Annotated in this window: 13 protein-coding genes; 4 read left to right on the top strand and 9 right to left on the bottom strand. The window is 62.2% G+C overall.

Going from position 1 to position 15,657, the window contains the following annotated elements; translation table 11 throughout:
- Positions 1 to 6 precede the first annotated feature (6 nt).
- The 9 genes from VNZ65_RS23920 to VNZ65_RS23880 all read right to left on the bottom strand — a co-directional run bounded on the left by VNZ65_RS23920 (position 7) and on the right by VNZ65_RS23880 (position 10,411).
- Positions 7 to 1,581, bottom strand: coding sequence for a hypothetical protein (locus tag VNZ65_RS23920; RefSeq protein WP_325673553.1), 1,575 nt, complete (start codon positions 1,579 to 1,581; stop codon positions 7 to 9).
- Positions 1,582 to 1,909: 328 nt separating this feature from the next.
- A complete protein-coding gene (xylB, locus tag VNZ65_RS23915; protein ID WP_325673551.1) occupies positions 1,910 to 3,370 on the bottom strand; it encodes a xylulokinase in 1,461 nt (486 codons plus the stop codon).
- 16 nt (positions 3,371 to 3,386) lie between these two features.
- Positions 3,387 to 4,277 carry an AraC family transcriptional regulator gene (locus VNZ65_RS23910; RefSeq protein ID WP_325673549.1) on the bottom strand — a complete coding sequence of 297 codons (891 nt, stop codon included), beginning with the start codon at positions 4,275 to 4,277 and terminating at the stop codon, positions 3,387 to 3,389.
- Between the two features lie 38 nt (positions 4,278 to 4,315).
- Entirely contained in the window at positions 4,316 to 5,407 is a 1,092-nt protein-coding gene (locus VNZ65_RS23905; protein WP_325673547.1) for a sn-glycerol-3-phosphate ABC transporter ATP-binding protein UgpC, read from the bottom strand.
- A gap of 5 nt (positions 5,408 to 5,412) precedes the next feature.
- The gene (locus VNZ65_RS23900; RefSeq protein ID WP_325673591.1) at positions 5,413 to 6,447 is read right to left on the bottom strand and encodes an NAD(P)-dependent alcohol dehydrogenase; all 1,035 of its coding nucleotides are present in this window, start codon (positions 6,445 to 6,447) and stop codon (positions 5,413 to 5,415) included.
- Between the two features lie 67 nt (positions 6,448 to 6,514).
- A complete protein-coding gene (locus tag VNZ65_RS23895; RefSeq protein WP_325673545.1) occupies positions 6,515 to 7,408 on the bottom strand; it encodes a carbohydrate ABC transporter permease in 894 nt (297 codons plus the stop codon).
- Positions 7,396 to 8,274, bottom strand: a complete 879-nt coding sequence (locus VNZ65_RS23890) for a sugar ABC transporter permease (protein WP_325673543.1) — start codon at positions 8,272 to 8,274, stop codon at positions 7,396 to 7,398. The genes VNZ65_RS23895 and VNZ65_RS23890 overlap by 13 nt, the downstream gene beginning before the upstream one ends.
- A 67-nt stretch (positions 8,275 to 8,341) precedes the next feature.
- Entirely contained in the window at positions 8,342 to 9,619 is a 1,278-nt protein-coding gene (locus VNZ65_RS23885) for a sugar ABC transporter substrate-binding protein (RefSeq protein WP_325673541.1), read from the bottom strand.
- Positions 9,620 to 9,874: 255 nt separating this feature from the next.
- Entirely contained in the window at positions 9,875 to 10,411 is a 537-nt protein-coding gene (locus VNZ65_RS23880) for a carboxymuconolactone decarboxylase family protein (protein ID WP_325673539.1), read from the bottom strand.
- A 138-nt stretch (positions 10,412 to 10,549) separates the two neighbouring features.
- Between VNZ65_RS23880 and VNZ65_RS23875 the strand changes: the two genes are divergently transcribed.
- The 4 genes from VNZ65_RS23875 to VNZ65_RS23860 form a co-directional block, all read left to right on the top strand.
- Positions 10,550 to 11,476: an AraC family transcriptional regulator gene (locus VNZ65_RS23875; protein ID WP_325673537.1), complete on the top strand. Its 927-nt coding sequence runs from the start codon at positions 10,550 to 10,552 to the stop codon at positions 11,474 to 11,476.
- 119 nt (positions 11,477 to 11,595) lie between these two features.
- Positions 11,596 to 11,985: a DUF2946 domain-containing protein gene (locus VNZ65_RS23870; protein WP_325673535.1), complete on the top strand. Its 390-nt coding sequence runs from the start codon at positions 11,596 to 11,598 to the stop codon at positions 11,983 to 11,985.
- Positions 11,986 to 12,075: 90 nt separating this feature from the next.
- Complete coding sequence (locus VNZ65_RS23865; protein WP_325673533.1) at positions 12,076 to 14,436, top strand: TonB-dependent receptor; 2,361 nt, start codon at positions 12,076 to 12,078, stop codon at positions 14,434 to 14,436.
- Positions 14,437 to 14,608: 172 nt separating this feature from the next.
- A partial coding sequence (locus VNZ65_RS23860) for a PepSY domain-containing protein (RefSeq protein WP_325673531.1) occupies positions 14,609 to 15,657 on the top strand: 1,049 nt, incomplete at its 3' end.

Below are 15,657 nucleotides of genomic sequence, written 5' to 3'. Positions count from 1 at the left end.
TTCTGCTTAGTGCGCAGCGGGCGCCAGGTTCACGCTCAAGGTTCCGCTGTCATTGCCGGAAACCCAGCCCACGCGGCCGGCGTTCGGACCTGCAGTAAAGCGCAGCAGCGGCAAATCGGCGACGAATTCGATGCCGGCCACAGGATTCGACAGCAGCAGCGGATTCAGGCTGGCGTCGAGCTGCATGAAATGCCACTCGATCGCACGGTTGGTGCGATTGCTCGAATTCCACAAGCCGTAGGACACCACAAAACCGCTGCCGTAAGCTTCCAGCTTGGGCATGATGGCTTGCGTGTTGGCGGCATTGCTGGTCAGCCAGGCGCTGGAACGCACGCTGCCGTCGGTGCCGCTGACCAGGCTGATGCGCACGTCGCGCGCTGCACGGCCTTGCGAGGTCGCGTGCACAATCGCAAAATCACCGCTGCTCAGCTTGATGAACTGGCCGGTCTCGGCGTTGGTGGTGTTGTCGCCCTCGCTGCCGTCGATGGCTTGGTATGGCTTGTCGAAAACCGTGCTGTCGTTGCCCAGATATGTAGCCAAAGTACGCGCCGACAAGCCCAGCTGACGCGGGTAGGCGTCGCCATGCGCCAGCGTGTAAGCGGTACCGTTGTCGATCAAAAGGCGCTGGTTGAAATTGTGCGAATAGAACCAGGCCGACCCCATGTTCATCGCATTGCCGGCGGGCGCCACGACGTTGCCGGTAACGGCATCGACGTAGCGGAAATAGCCGGCCTGGTGACGCGTGCCGTTATCGCCCCACGCCATCTGGTGCGCTACATACAGCACCAGCTTCTGGTTCACCGCGTCGTAGCTCAAGAGGCCGCCCCCTGCCGTGCCGGGATTGCCCTTGCTCTTGTCCTTGCTGTTGTCCTGGTTGCCGAACACCAGGGTATCCCAGGCCTTCGCCGCAAAACTGGCGCTGGACGCCTTGGCGATATGCAGTTCGTTGCCATTGACGTTGTTGACGTCGCCCGCGACCGTATTGCGGTAGGGATGGTCGACGTTATAGGCGACATAGAAGGCGCCGCTGGCATCCTTGGCAAAACCTAGCAGCTTGTATGAGCGCAGGCTGGTTGCCGTGGTGGCGCCAGCGCTCAGGTCAGGATTGACGTGGGTGATGCTGATCGTGCCGGGCGTTCCCAGGCCGGATACCGACGATTGCGTCGCACCGGAATAATCCAGCCAGGCCACATCCAGGCTGCCGTCCGCATTCAGCACCGGGATGATCGGATTGGGAAAGCCGTAGTTCGACATCGGGCTCGGCGGAATCAGGCCGTCATTGAAGAAATTGGCCTTGAGGCCGAAGACCTTGCTCGTGGCGCCAGTGGCGATCACTTGCGTTGTGACGTTGAAATCGGCGACGGGCACCGACGCCGGTGGCGTTACGGTGCTGGGCGGCGACGTCGCCGGCGCGCCAGGAGGGACAGCCGGCGCGGCAGTCGAAGGAGGTTTCGAGCCGGAGGAAGAATCGGATGAGCCGCCGCCGCAGGCCGCAAGCAGCAGAGGCAGGGACAGCAGCAAGGGCAGCGCGCGTGCAGGAATCCGGCGGGACAACGCCGGGAAAGGCATTTTTGAAAACATTGTCTTGATCTTTGCTGTAGATGCGCAAGCCATGGCCCGCGCCGTACTGCAGGCTACGGAATGAAGCCTGCTCACGGATTTGCCGATGTATCGCAAACATCGTGCCACCACAGCAAAACAGGGAAACAGTGCGTTACCTGCGCGCACAATAGCCGTCAAGCGCGGCTAGGAGGATATTTTGTGCATGATGCCTGTTGCCGCGCTGACCAAGAGGGTCAGGCAGGTGACATTCTTGGTCAGTTGGCCGAGGCCAGGCACAGGGGGCAACTGGAACGGCTCGCACAGCGGGCCGCGGCGGCCGCCAATGACCCCGCATTCAAATCGCTGGCTACCGCAGTGCAGCCTCATTGGTGGCCTGGTAGAGCCGCTGGTAGCGTTCATAACGTGGCTTGAGACGCGCCGCCAACTTGGCGGACGGCAGGATCAGCTCATCACCCGGCAAGCTGCCGCACACCGCCTCCGCCGCTTCGCCGGTAGCGGCCATGCGCGCCAGCCTGGCCGCGCCAAAGGCGCCGCCGAGATCGCCGCCCACGGGCCGCTGCAACGCGAAGCCGCAGGACGAAGCGACCAGCTCGCCCCAGAAACGGCTGCGGGCGCCGCCGCCGACGAAGGCAGCCTGGTTGATGCGGGTGCCGGCCGCGCCCAGCGCAGCGTAGCCATCCGCGAGCGAGAACGCCACGCCCTCCATCACGCTATAGGCAATTGCAGCAGCATCGGTATGCGAGGTCAGGCCGTGGAACATACCCGTAGCCTGCGCATTGTTGTGCGGCGTCCGTTCGCCATTCAGATAAGGCAGGAAAACAGGCGCCGTTTCGATCACGGCATCTTCCGCCAGCCGGGCAAACGCCGCTTCGCTGCCGTGTCCGGTCAGGCGGGTGGCCCATGACAAGCTGGTGGTGGCCGCCAGTGTCACACTCATTTGACACCAGCGCTGCGGCAAGGCGTGGCAGAAAGCGTGTACCGCCTGCGCCGGATTCGGCGAAAAATGATCGTTCGAGACGAATATCACGCCCGAGCTGCCGAGCGACACCAAGGCGCTGCCCGGACTGACCGCTCCTACTCCAACCGCCGAAGCAGCATTGTCGCCGGCACCGCCGGCGACCAGCACAGGTCCTTTGAAACCCCACTGGCGGCCCAGGTCTTCCTTGAGCTGGCCGGCCACCTCGCAACCCTCGATCAAGGCTGGCATCTGCTCGCGCCTCAGGCCGGTAGCGGCCAGCATGCGCTCCGACCAGTCGCGCCGGGCGACGTCCAGCCACAGCGTGCCGGCGGCATCCGACATGTCGGACACGAGTTCTCCTGTGAGCCGAAAGACCAGATAGTCCTTGGGCAGCAATACCTTAAAGAGGCTACGGAACACCGCCGGTTCGTGTTTCTGCAGCCACAGCAGCTTCGGCGCCGTGAAACCCGGCATCGCCAGGTTGCCGGTGATCTGGCGCGATTCCGGCACCAGCGCCTCCAGTTCGATGCATTCGGCGAAGGCACGGCTGTCATTCCAGAGTATCGCCGGCCGCAGCACGCGGCGGCGCGCATCCAGCAGGACCGCGCCATGCATCTGGCCCGAGATGCCGATCGCGCGCACTGCGGCAAATGCTTGCGGCGCCAGTATCCGCAATTGGTCCAGCGCTTCACAGGTGGCTTGCCACCAGTTTTCAGGGCTTTGTTCCGACCATAGCGGATAAGGTCTGCTGATGGTTTGCTTGACGGCGCTGCTGGCTAGCGGCTTGTCATTGCCATCCACCAGCATGGCCTTGATCTCGGAAGTGCCGAGGTCGATACCCAGGTACATGAATGCATCCTTCTTTTTATTGGACCGCCGTCTGGCCCGGCCCGCTGCTGCCTTGCGTCAAATGGCAGGCCCGGAACTTGGACGGCGACATTTGTTTTTTCTGCAAGAACTGGTGATTGAAATGGGAAACGTTATTAAACCCGACCCGGTAGCAGATATCCGTCACCGACAGCGCGCTGTTCATCAGCAACTCGCAGGCACGATTGAGGCGCAGATGGTTGACATACTGGATGAAAGTCAGGCCGGTGCTCTTGCGGAAGAAGCGCGAGAAGGCGGCGCCTGCCATGTGCGCAAGTTCAGCTACATCGGCCTCGCGCAGATCGGAGGTGTAGTTTTCTAGGATATACGCCAGCACCTGGTTGATGACGGCATTACGCCGCTGGTCAATGCTGGGGTCATAGCTGGGACTGGCCAGCCGCACGCGCGGCGCACGCGACAGATAATCCAGCAAGTCCAGGAACAGGATCACGCGCCGGGCATCGCTGGCGCCCAGCATGGCGCTCAAGGCTTCATGCGCGCGCCCTTCTGCCTCTTTGCCGAACTGCACGCCAAAGCGGGCATCGTCGAGCAGATTCTGCACCTGGCCGAACTCGGGAAACAGCGCCATGCAATCCTGCATGAATTCAGCGCCCAACTGCAGCACCAGGTCTCGCTCCGCCACGCTGACGCCGGACGCCAGTTCGCTCACCCAGTTGTGCGGGATGTTGGGGCCGGTGAACACCAGGTTGCCAGGCTCGCAATCGCCGATATAGTCGCCGACAAACATCTTGCCGCTGGTTTCGCGCAAATAGTGCAGCTCGTACTCTGGGTGGTAATGCCAGCGCGCCACCTGGTGCGGATAGCCATGTGACCAGATGCGGAACGACTGGTACTGCACTTTCTGGATAAGCTCGAGGTCCGGGCGCATGCTGTCATCTCCTGTTGTTGCCTGGCGCCAAATAAATGTCAATGACGCAACACCAGGCTGCGACCTGTCTCAGCATCGAACACATGCAAGTCATTCAACGAGACATTAAAGCATACTCGCGCACCCACCTGCGGACAACGGTTGGCCGGCACCAGTGCGGTAATTTCGCGCTGGGCATGCAGCATGCTGACCAGCGATTCAGCTCCCAGCAGCTCCACCAGGTCGACCTGGCCCAGCACTTCAATCTGCTGATCGCCGGCGCTGGTGGTAAACATGTGATTAGGGCGCACGCCTAGCACCACGGATTGGCCGTCGCCGATGGCGAACAAGGATTGCGGCAAACGCCACCTGGCTTCACCACTGTCCAGCACCGTCATCCCATCTGCATTGCTGGCGATGCAATCGATGAAATTCATGGCCGGCGTGCCGATAAAGCCGGCGGCAAACTTGGATACCGGGTGGTTGTAGATTTCCGCCGGACTGCCGACCTGCTCGATCCGCCCCGCTTTCAGGAGTACGATGCGGTCGGCCAGCGTCATCGCCTCCAGCTGGTCGTGGGTGACATACACCGAGGTGGTCGCCAGCTGCCGGTGCAGGCGCTTGATATCGCCGCGCAGCTGGGCGCGCAGCTTGGCGTCCAGGTTGGAGAGCGGCTCGTCGAACAAGAACACCGCCGGCGTCTTGATCATGGCACGGCCGATCGCCACCCGCTGCTGCTGGCCGCCCGACATCTGCTTCGGCTTACGCTGCAGCAGCGGCTCCAGGTTGAGCATCTGCGCCACTTGCCCGACCCGCTGGCTGATTTCGCTCTCCGGCGTCTTTAGGCGGCGCAGGCCGAAAGCCATGTTGTCATACACCGTCATGTGCGGATACAGGGCGTAGTTCTGGAACACCATGGCGATATCGCGTTCGCGCGGCGGCAAATCATTCACTTGCCTGGCGCCGATATGCAAGGCGCCGCCGCTGATTTCCTCCAGTCCCGCCATCATGCGCAGGATGGTCGACTTGCCGCAGCCGGAGGGGCCGAGCAGCACGATGAATTCCGCGTCCGCGATCTCCATGCTGAAATCGTGGACTACCGGATTGCCTTCATAATGCTTTACTAGCTTGTCGCAAACAATGCTGGCCATGGCGCTTACTCCAATTCAATCTGGATCTTGACGTCGCGCGGATTGCCGCTGGCGGCCGCATCGAAGGCAGCGACGCCGTCAGCGAACTTGAACGAACGCGAAATGAAAGGCTTGACATTGATCTTGCCGGAAGCGATCAGGGCCAGCGCGCGCGGGAAGATATTGGCATAGCGGAACACCGATTCGATGCGGATTTCCTTGGCCAGGAGCGCCACGATATCGATCGCCACCTTGTCAGCCGGCAAACCTACCAGCACCAGGCAACCGCCCGGGCACAACAGGTCGAAGATGCCATCGTAAGCCTTGTCGCTGCCGCTGGCTTCAAACACGATGTCGGCGCCCCATTCACCGCTCAGGCCGGTGACCACCTCCAGCAACGATTGCTGGCGCAAGTTGACCGTGGTGATGCCGGGATAGGCATGGATCAGGTCCAGTTTTTCCTGCACCAGGTCGCAGATCACCACCCGGCTGCAGCCGCCGGCCAGCGCAGCCAGCGCCGTCATCATGCCGATTGTGCCGGCGCCCATCACCACCGCCAGGTCGCCCGGCTTGATCCTGGCCTTGGTGGCGGCCTGCAGGCCGATCGCCAGCGGTTCGACGATTGCGCCTTCGGCGAAGCTGACATTGTCCGGCAGCTTGAAAGTAAACGCGGCCGGATGCGAGACAAACGGCGTCAGGCAGCCGTGGATCGGCGGCGTAGCCCAGAAGCGCACGGCCGGATCGAGATTGTAGAGGCCGAGCCGGACCGCCTTCGATTCGAAATCCGGCACGCCGGGCTCCATGCAGACGCGGTCGCCCACCTGCAGGTGCCTGACGTCGGCGCCGACTTCGGTCACCACGCCGGCGGCTTCATGCCCCAGCACCATCGGTTCGTGCACCACGAAGGAACCGATATTGCCGTGCTGATAGTAATGGACGTCGCTGCCGCAGACGCCGACCGTATGAATCTTGATCTTGACGTCGCGCGGACCTATGGCCAGCGGCAAGTCAATCTCGCGCAACCGGATGTCATGCTGTTTTTCGAGAACCAGGGCTTTCATCATCTACTCCGTTATCTTGTTAGCGCAGCGAGACGGCGCTGCTCCGTTTTTTGGTCTTGGGCAAAACTCAGCGATGCTTGAGCATGGAATTGAGCAGCTGGCTCAGCAAACCGAGGAATACCAGCGGCGGCAATGCCAGCAGCACGGTGGAAGCGTTGACCACGCCCCACGGCACTTCCTGTCCCATCGAGGTGAACGTGGCGGCGATCACCGGCAAGGTCGCGGCCTGCTGCGAAGTCAGGGTCAGCGCCATCATCAGTTCGTTCCAGACCAGCACAAAGCTGAACACCACGCCACCCAGCAAGGTCTTGGAAGCGATCGGCAAGGCAATCCGCCAGAACACCGCATACGGTCCATAGCCATCGATGGTCGCAGCTTCCTCGACTTCGCGCGGGACCCGCTGGAAGGCCGGGATCGAGAGCCAGATGATGGTCGACAAGGTGGTCAGAAGATAAGTCACTATCAATGAAAACCGGGTGTCGTAGACGCCGAGATCTATCCAGATCGCCATCAACGGAATCGCCACTGCCACCGGCGGCAGGAAGCGCAGCGACAGCACGAAGAACTGGACGTCGTCACGGCGACGGAACGGGTAGCGGGCGATGGCGTAAGCGGCGGGCACACCGAGCAAGGCCCCCAGCCCCACTGCCGCGCCCACCACCAGGATGCTGTTGTACAGGCCGGACAGCACTTCTGGCGTGTGCAGCACCTGCCGATAGTTGTCCAGCGTCGGCCGGAACAGGAAGCGCGGCGTCGGCGAGACGATATCCATCAATTCCTTGAGCGAATTGAGCAACGCCCACAGCACCGGGAACAGGGCTACCGTCACCAGCAGCGCCAGGCCTAGCCAGCCGAACGCCTTGGACAAGCCGCGTACCAGGCTGCCTCGGGCGGCAGTTTTGCCGGACGCTGTCAACTGCACCTCGGCCCTTGCCGGCATGCCTGCAATTATTCTTGCCATTTTTTCGCTCGCTTCCAGATGATTGTGAACAACGCTGTAGTCAGCACCATCATCAGCACCGCCATCGCCGACGCGTAGGAGATATCGCCGGACAAGCCGATGCCCTGCGAATACGCATACATGTCCAGCGTCTCGGTGGCGATGCCGGGACCGCCCTTGGTCATCACATAAATCAGGTCGAAAGAACGCAGCGACTCGATCATCTTGATCAACGCCAGGCTGACCAGCGGCGCCCGCAGCATCGGCAGCGCCACCAATGCATACACTTCCCAGCTGCGGGCGTAGTCGATGCGCGCCGCCTCCAGCGGTTCGGGCGGCAAGGTTTCCAGCAGCTTGAGCACGATGACGGCAAAGAACAGGCCCCATTGCCAGATATCGACAAACGCTACAGCCAGCAGCGCCAGGCCGGGGTCGGACAGGAAGGCGATGTTGCCCAGGCCGACAAAACCCAGCAGCCAGCTGACGATACCCAGCAAAGGCGAGAACATGAATTTCCACAGGAAAGCCGCCGACACCCGCGGCAGCAGTACCGGGATGATCAGCAGCACCGATAGCAGATTGCGGGTGCGCGGCGAGGTTTTCTCGAACAGCCAGACCGCCAGCAGCACCCCCACCACCAGGGTACCGATCACGGTGACAGCTTCCCATTGTGCCGACACCTTGATGGCGTTAAGGAAGCGGCGATCCGCCGCCAGCCGGGAAAAATTCTCGAACCAGACGAAATGACTATCGGCGTATTGCAGCATGCGATCGCGCAGCGCCAGATATATTGCACCGATGGTCGGCACCAGCGCCAGCACGGCCAGGATCAGCATGGGCGGCAGCAGGAACACATAAGGCAAGGAAGAACTGTGGCGTTTATTCATTGTCGCTTCTCGAAAGATTGCGCCAGGCGGCGCTCGACCGGCGCCGCCTGGCAATCAGGAGTTCCGCTTAGTTGCGGCGGCCGGCGCGGGCGATGACGGCGTCGGTATATTTGGCGGCGTCGTCCAGTGCGGCTTTGACATCGGTGCGGGTGCCGGTGAACAGCTCTTCCAGCACCACGCCAAGATTGTCGCCGACCTGCGGCCACAGCGGCGACGACCAGATATTCAGCCTGGTGGTATCAGTGATCGCGTTCAGTCCGGCGACGATCCCCGGCTGCACATGCTGCTGGAAGTAAGGGCTGCCAATCGTGCTGCTGCGGTTATAGTCGCTGAATACGCCATCCTTGAGGCGCGCCTGCTCCTGTTCCTTGCCGCTGGCCCAGGCGATGAATTTGCCGGCCGCCTGGCGCGTGCATTCATCCTTGCTGCCGTAGGCCGCAATCGCAAAGCCATGGCCGAAGCCTGCCGAAGACAGCGGCGCCGGCGGCCGTGCATAGCCGACCTTGCCTACTACCGACGATTTGGTCGGGTCTTCCATCCAGTCGGCGAACGGTGTCGACTCGATCATGAAGGCGACCTTGCCGGCACGGAAACTTTCGACCGCATTGCTCCAGTCGTAGGTAGCGGTGCCGGGCGGCGTGTACTTCAGCAGGTCCATGTAGGTCTGCGTGGCTTTCACCCCGGCCGCCGAATTGAAACCGGCCTTGCCATCCTTGCCGACCCATTCGCCGCCCATGGCGGTGAAGAACGGCGACCAGCGCCACACGTTCATGCCCGAACCGCGCTGGCCGCGCGCCACCCAGCCGTAGACCGCCGGCGGATTGTTCAGCTTCTTGATGGCGGCCTGTAGTTCTTCCAGCGTCTTCGGCACCGCGATGTGGGCCTTGTCCAGCAAGTCCTTGCGGTAATAGAGGAAGTCACCGCCACCGTAAAGCGGTGCAAAATAAGCCACATCCTTGTAGCTCGCCACGGAACGGCGTCCCGGCAGGAAATCGTTGTAGTCGTATTCTTTCGGGTAATACTTCAGCAAGGGCAGGATCCAGCCGGCGGCAGCGAATTCCGCCACATTGGCTTCGTCGACGTAATAGACCTGGTAAGCGCCGGCCTTGGTGGAGGCATCCAGGCGCGACTTGCCGCGCCGGTCGTTCTCGCCGAAATACACCAGGTCGACCTGGGTGCCGCTGGCCTTGCGGTAGTCGGCCAGCGACTTTTCGAGCGTGGTGAGGCCCAGGGTCTTCTGGGCCAGCACTTTCAATTGCGGAACGCTGCAGGAATCGGCCGCGGACGCGACCGGCATCAGGAACACCAGGCCGGCAAGCGCGCCGGCATAGGCGAGTTTATTCATCACTATTGTCTCCTCTGTTTTTTTGAGCACCGCAGCGGAATACAAGCCGCTGGCGATTACCATGGACCGGCGCACCGGCCGCGTCTTTGTGACGCAGGGAGACTATAGAGTTGCCGGCCGGGCCGGCGCTACCACAAAAGCCAGGGCCGGCTTGTACTATTTTCACAGGCAGGCAGGCCCGTGAAACCACTACAAGCCTGCCCTTTTCCTGGCTTTCGGGACGCCCCGGCAGTCATGCCGGGTGCTGTCGTCAAGTTAATCCGCGGCAGGAAAATCCAGCGTCGTGTCATTGATGCGATTGACCAGGTTGGTGAAGCTGATGGCGGCAATCACCAGCGCCGTATCGACGATCTGGGCATCGCTGAAAGCGGCTTCCCTGACGGCGGCCAGAACCTCCGGCGCCACCGTGCCGCGGGTCGTCACCAGGCTGCGGGCGAAATTCGCCAGGGCGTCGTTGCGCGCATCGCCAGACGGCTGGCCGTGGCGCACACCGAGGATGGCTGCGCGGCTGAGGCCATTCTTTTTCCCCATCAGGGTATGCGCCGCCAGGCAATACTCGCAAGCCGCGGCTTCGCTCACCGCCAGCCGTATCACTTCAATCTCTTGCGCATTCAAGCTGCTTTTTTTCAGGGTGGCGTCCAGGCCTAGCGCTGCCGCCAGCGCCACCGGACTGTTGCCGCCGACGGTGGCATAGGCATTGGGCACTTTGCCGGCAGCGCTCTTGATGGCGCCAAACAATTCTGCAGCTTGGCCGCTGGCTTCGGCTACTGGCGGGGTGTAAAGACGGTTCATGATGGTTTCCTTTATTCGGCTGGGTGGAGAATTCATGCCCGGATCAAGGCGGCATGGAAACCAGTATAGAGCGCCTCGATATAATTATTAATGCTTTAAAATGCATATAATTTGCTTATTCGTCTCATCTTAAAGACCATGGACGCTCTCAGCCGCCTGCTGTCGCTCTACCCGCTCAGCACCACCCTGGACGTGCGCTGCCATTTTGGCGCGCCCTGGGTGCTGGAGCATGCCGCCGTCGCCAGCGGCATCGCCCCCTATCATCTGGTGGTGAGCGGCACAGCCTGGCTGGATGCGGAAGGACAAACCGGCATCGCCTTGGCGGCCGGCGATATCGTTGTTTTTCCAAAGGGCAGCGCACACCGTCTGTACACCGGTGCCGGCGGCGACCTCATGCCGCAGCGCCACTTGCCTGGTCCGCAGGTGATCGCCAACGTCGTCAACGACGGCAGCGGTGCGCCGACCGACATCCTGTGCGGCCAGTTCGAGTTCAACTCCGACAGCGCGAACCCTTTGCTGCTAGCCTTGCCTGATATTGTCCTGGTGCGCAGCAGCGGCCGCCCGGATTTCAGCGGGCTGCAAGCGCTGAGCGGCATGCTGCGGCAGGAAACGGACAGCCAGCGGGCCGGCGCCAGCGCCGTGGTGGCGCAATTGTCCTCCGCCCTGTTTGCGCTGGTGCTGCGCGCCTGGCTGGAGCAGGCCGAGGCAGTGCCGGGGCTATTCGCGCTGCTGGCAGACCAGCGCTTGCAGGCAGCGTTGCAAGGCATGCTGGCGGCGCCGGAAAAACCGTGGACCCTGCAAGACATGGCCAGCGCCTGCCACATGTCGCGCGCCACCTTTGCCCGCGTATTCCAACGGGTTGCCGGCATGACGCCGGCCGCCCTGCTGATGCAGACGCGCATGGCGCAAGCGGCGGTCTGGCTGGCGCAGGGAAAACGCACGGTGGCTGACATCGGCGAGGCCGTCGGCTATCAATCGGAGGCTGCTTCCAACCGCGTGTTCAAGCGCTGCTTCGCTGTCGGTCCGGGCCAGTACCGGCGCAATGCCCGCGCTGACAATGCATGAACGCGCACAGGGCGGCGGGCAAGTCGCCTTGGCAGCCGGTCTTGTGCTGCTCCCGGCTCCATCCTATAATCGGCAAGCTTTATCCATAGCATCTACCCGCAAGCTCTCGTAAATTATCCGTGTTCCGCATCCGCCGCCAAAAAATTGTTGTCTGGAGCTGCCTGTTTGCCATCTGGCTGGGCATCCTCATGCCGACAGTTTCGCAGTCGCTCAAGGCCAGCGGGGCGATCCAGGCTTATAACCAGATATACAACGAGATCTGCACCTCGGCCGGGCTGGTCCAAGGAGATGGCAACGGCAAATCGCCGACGCCGGCCGGCGACCACTTGAATGCCTGCGGCTACTGTTCGCTGCTGGCCAACAGTCCGCCGCCGGCGAGCTCCTTCGATATCTTGCTGGCGACCGCGGTCACGGCAGCGCACGTCCAGCCGCTACTGTACGACTACATCCCGCCACGGCCGTTCCGCGGCCGCACCCATCCGCTCGACCCGCCCCCTGCTTTCTCCTGACCGGCCGTTTTCCGGCAGCTGAGCTGCCGCCCATCCCCGATTGCCGCGGTAATCCGGGGATGCTCATCTATTGAAGTCCAGGGGAATTTTATGCTTGCTTTGCTCACGCAAACCGAGAGTGCTTCGTCGCGCCGCTACCAGCCGCCGGCGCTCTTTTCCATACGGCGCTCATGCGCGCTGTCGGCCGCTTTGCTGCCGCTGTCGTTTGTCTTACCCATCTTTGCGCAAAGCGCTCGTGCCGCCACCGACGACGATGCGCACGCGGCGCCGGCAGTATTCATCACCGGCGCCCGCGAAAAGCGGGTGCTCGATCCCAACCTGCCGGCCAGCAGCGAACGCATCACTGCCGAGCAGCTGCAAAACCTGAACGTCGTCAACACCGAAGACGCCTTGAAATACATGCCGAACATGGCGATCCGCAAGCGCTTCATCGGCGATGAAAACGCTACCATTTCGGTGCGCGGCAACGGCACTTCGCAGACTGCGCGCGGCCTGGTGTATGCCGACGGCCTGTTGCTCAGCAACCTGCTCGGCAATACGCACAGCTTTCCGCCGCGCTGGTCCATGGTGTTTCCGGAAGATATCGCCCAGGTGGATGTGATCTACGGCCCGTTTTCCGCCCTGTATCCCGGCAATTCGATGGGCGCAACGGTGGCCATCACCACCAAGATGCCGACCAAGCTGGAAGCGATGTTCAAGGCCCAGGTATTCAGCCAGCAGTTCAATCTGTTCGGCGTCGACGGCCATTTCGACGGCAACAAGAGCACTGCGGCGATCGGTAACAAGATCGGCGACCTCTCCTTCCTGCTAGGCATAGATCACCTCAGCAATGCTGGCCAGCCGTTTGTCTACGCCAGCCAGCCGCGTTCGACGCAGGCCGCCGGTCCAACGGCAATTCCAGTGACCGGCGCGTATTCCTATACCGATCCGAACGGCGCACCGGCCACCATCTTCGGCGTCAACGCCGAAGGCGCCGAGCACGCGGTGCAGGACCAGTTCAAATTCAAGGCTGCCTACGACATCAGCCCTACCCTGCAAGCTGGCTTCACCTTCGGCTACTGGCGCCAGAAGGTCAGCAACAGCACCCAGACCTTCCTGCGCGACGCCAACGGCAATCCGGTCTACTCGGGCCTGGTGAATATCGGCGGCTACCAGTACAAGCTGCCGGACTCGTTCTTCGCTCCGGCAGCCAGCGAAAGCGAGAACCAGCTATACGGCCTGACGCTGAAAAGCCGCAACGCCAGCGGCTGGAACTATTCGGCAATCGCGTCCTGGTTCGATGTCTCCAAGAGCATCGCGCGCTCCGCCAACAGCGGGCTGGCCGGCAATCCGAGCGGTGTGGCCACCTTCGGCGACGGCTCCGGCTGGAAAACCCTGGACCTGGCGGCCGACTACAAACCCGCGGCAGTGGTCGCCGGCAGCCACTGGCCGACCATCGGCTACCACTACGACAATTATTTTCTGGAAAACACCACCTACAACTTGAGCAACTGGCGCGGCAATGACAACGGCAGCTTCAATAACGCCTTTGCCGGCAAGACCGAAACGCAGGCGCTGTTTGCCCAGGATGCCTGGCAACTGAGCCAGCTGTGGAAGCTGACTTACGGCCTGCGCTACGAAGACTGGCGTGCCTACGACGGCGCCCGCGCAGTTCCTGGCGCCAGTCAGCGCTACGCCGACCGCAGCCTGGCCTACTGGTCGCCCAAGGCGGCGCTCGCCTACAAGGCCAGCCCGGACCTGACCCTGCGCTTTTCCGCCGGCCGCGCCTATCGCTTTCCGACCGTCAGCGAACTGTTCCAGGGCAGCCTGACCGGCTCGACGCTAGTCAACAACGATCCCAATCTGAAGCCGGAAAACGATCTGGCCAAGGAACTGAGCGCAGAGTGGGCGCATTTCAACGGACTGCTGCGCCTGTCGCTGTTTGAAGACGACGTCAAGAACACCTTGTTCAGCCAGACCAACACGACGGTATTCCCCAATGTGACCAGCATCCAGAACATCGACCGTGTCCGCTCGCGCGGGATCGAGCTCAGCTATGCCGCCGAGGATGTCATGCTGCGCGGCCTGGACCTCAGCGCCAGCGCCGGCTTTACCCGTTCCATCATCCTGGAGAACAGCAAGAATCCGGCGACGGTCGGCAAGAATTTTTACCGCATCCCCTTGTGGCGCGCCAACCTGGTGGGCAGTTACCGCATCGGCGACCAGGCCACGGCGACACTGGCCGGCCGCTATTCCGGCCGCCAGTACAACACGCTGAGCAATACCGACGTCAACCCGGACACCTTCGGCGGCACCAGTTCCTTCCTGGTGTTCGACAGCAAGCTGACCTTCAGGCCGAGCAGGAATACCGAGCTTGGCATAGGCGTCGACAACCTGACCAATCGCCGCTACTACGTCTACTACCCCTACCCGGGCCGTACCTTCTATCTGGAAGCCAAGGTCAGCCTGTGAGCCACTGCACCAGTCAAGCTGCTTATTTTGTAGGGTGGGCACGCTTTTGTGCCCACGCGGATAGCAGCGATACGGCGTGGGCACCAAAGCGTGCCCACCCTACCTCTTGGCAAGGATAGCCGCCACGTTATCCGCAGAGAAGCCTGAATAAATATTTATAGCAAGGAAAACCATGCCATCCATTTCTACCCAGGCGATGCCAGATGAAAGCAGTTCCATCGCCTCGCGCAACTATCGCATCCTGTGGCGCTGGCATTTCTATGCCGGCCTGTTCGTCATGCCCTTCCTGATGGTGCTGGCGATCACCGGCGCCATCTATGTCTTCAAGCCGCAGATCGAAAATTTCCTGTATGGCGACATGCTGCGCGTCGCCGCCAGCGGGCAGTCAAAGCTAGCCTACGGCAAGCTGCTCGGCATTGCCGCCAGCGTCCTGCCCGTAGACGCCGTGCCAACTTCGGTCGCGGTCAGCGCCGATCCATCACGCAGCACGGAAGCGGTATTCCGCCTGCCGTCGGGCGACAGCACCAGCGTCTATCTCGATCCGTACAGCGGCCGGCTGCTGGGCACGCTCAGCGTCGAGCACCGCTTGATGAAGCAGGTGCGGCAGATCCATCGCGATCTGCTGCTGGGGCGCTGGGGCGGCTGGCTGATGGAGCTGGCCGCCTGCTGGACCCTGGTCATGCTCGGCACCGGCATCGCACTCTGGTGGCCGCGCAAACGGTTTGCCGTCTGGGGCACCCTGCTGCCACGCTTCGGCCTGCGCGGCCGCGCAGTCTGGCGCGAACTGCATCTGGTGGCCGGCATCTGGGTAGCGATAGGTGCGCTGTTTTTCATCCTGAGCGGCTTGCCCTGGTCCAGCTTCTGGGGCAAGAACTTCCAAGCCCTGGTGACCTGGGCCGGCTCCAGCCAGCCGAAGGCCGTAGCCAAAGCACCACCGGCGCATGAGCATGGCATGTCCGCCATGGCTGACATGCCGGACATGAAGATGCAGGAGCTGCCGCTGGCGAACGTTCCCTGGGCGGTGGGAGCAACGACAGTACCGCAGTCGCACGACGTGCCACAACAAGCGCTGGACATCGATCAGGTAGTGGAAATCGCCACGCGCAACGGCATGGCGACTTACCAGCTGGCGCTGCCGGCCAAGAGTTCCGGCGTGTTCACGGCCTCATATGCGCCCGGCGCAGGCGAATTCGTACGTTCCGATCTTGACCGCCAGCGCAC

The sequence above is a fragment of the Collimonas sp. genome, from assembly GCF_035566555.1.
In the GTDB taxonomy this organism is placed as follows: domain Bacteria; phylum Pseudomonadota; class Gammaproteobacteria; order Burkholderiales; family Burkholderiaceae_D; genus Collimonas.
The sequence above is the reverse complement of the archived record's forward strand: the minus strand, read 5'-3'. Positions and strand labels throughout refer to the sequence as shown.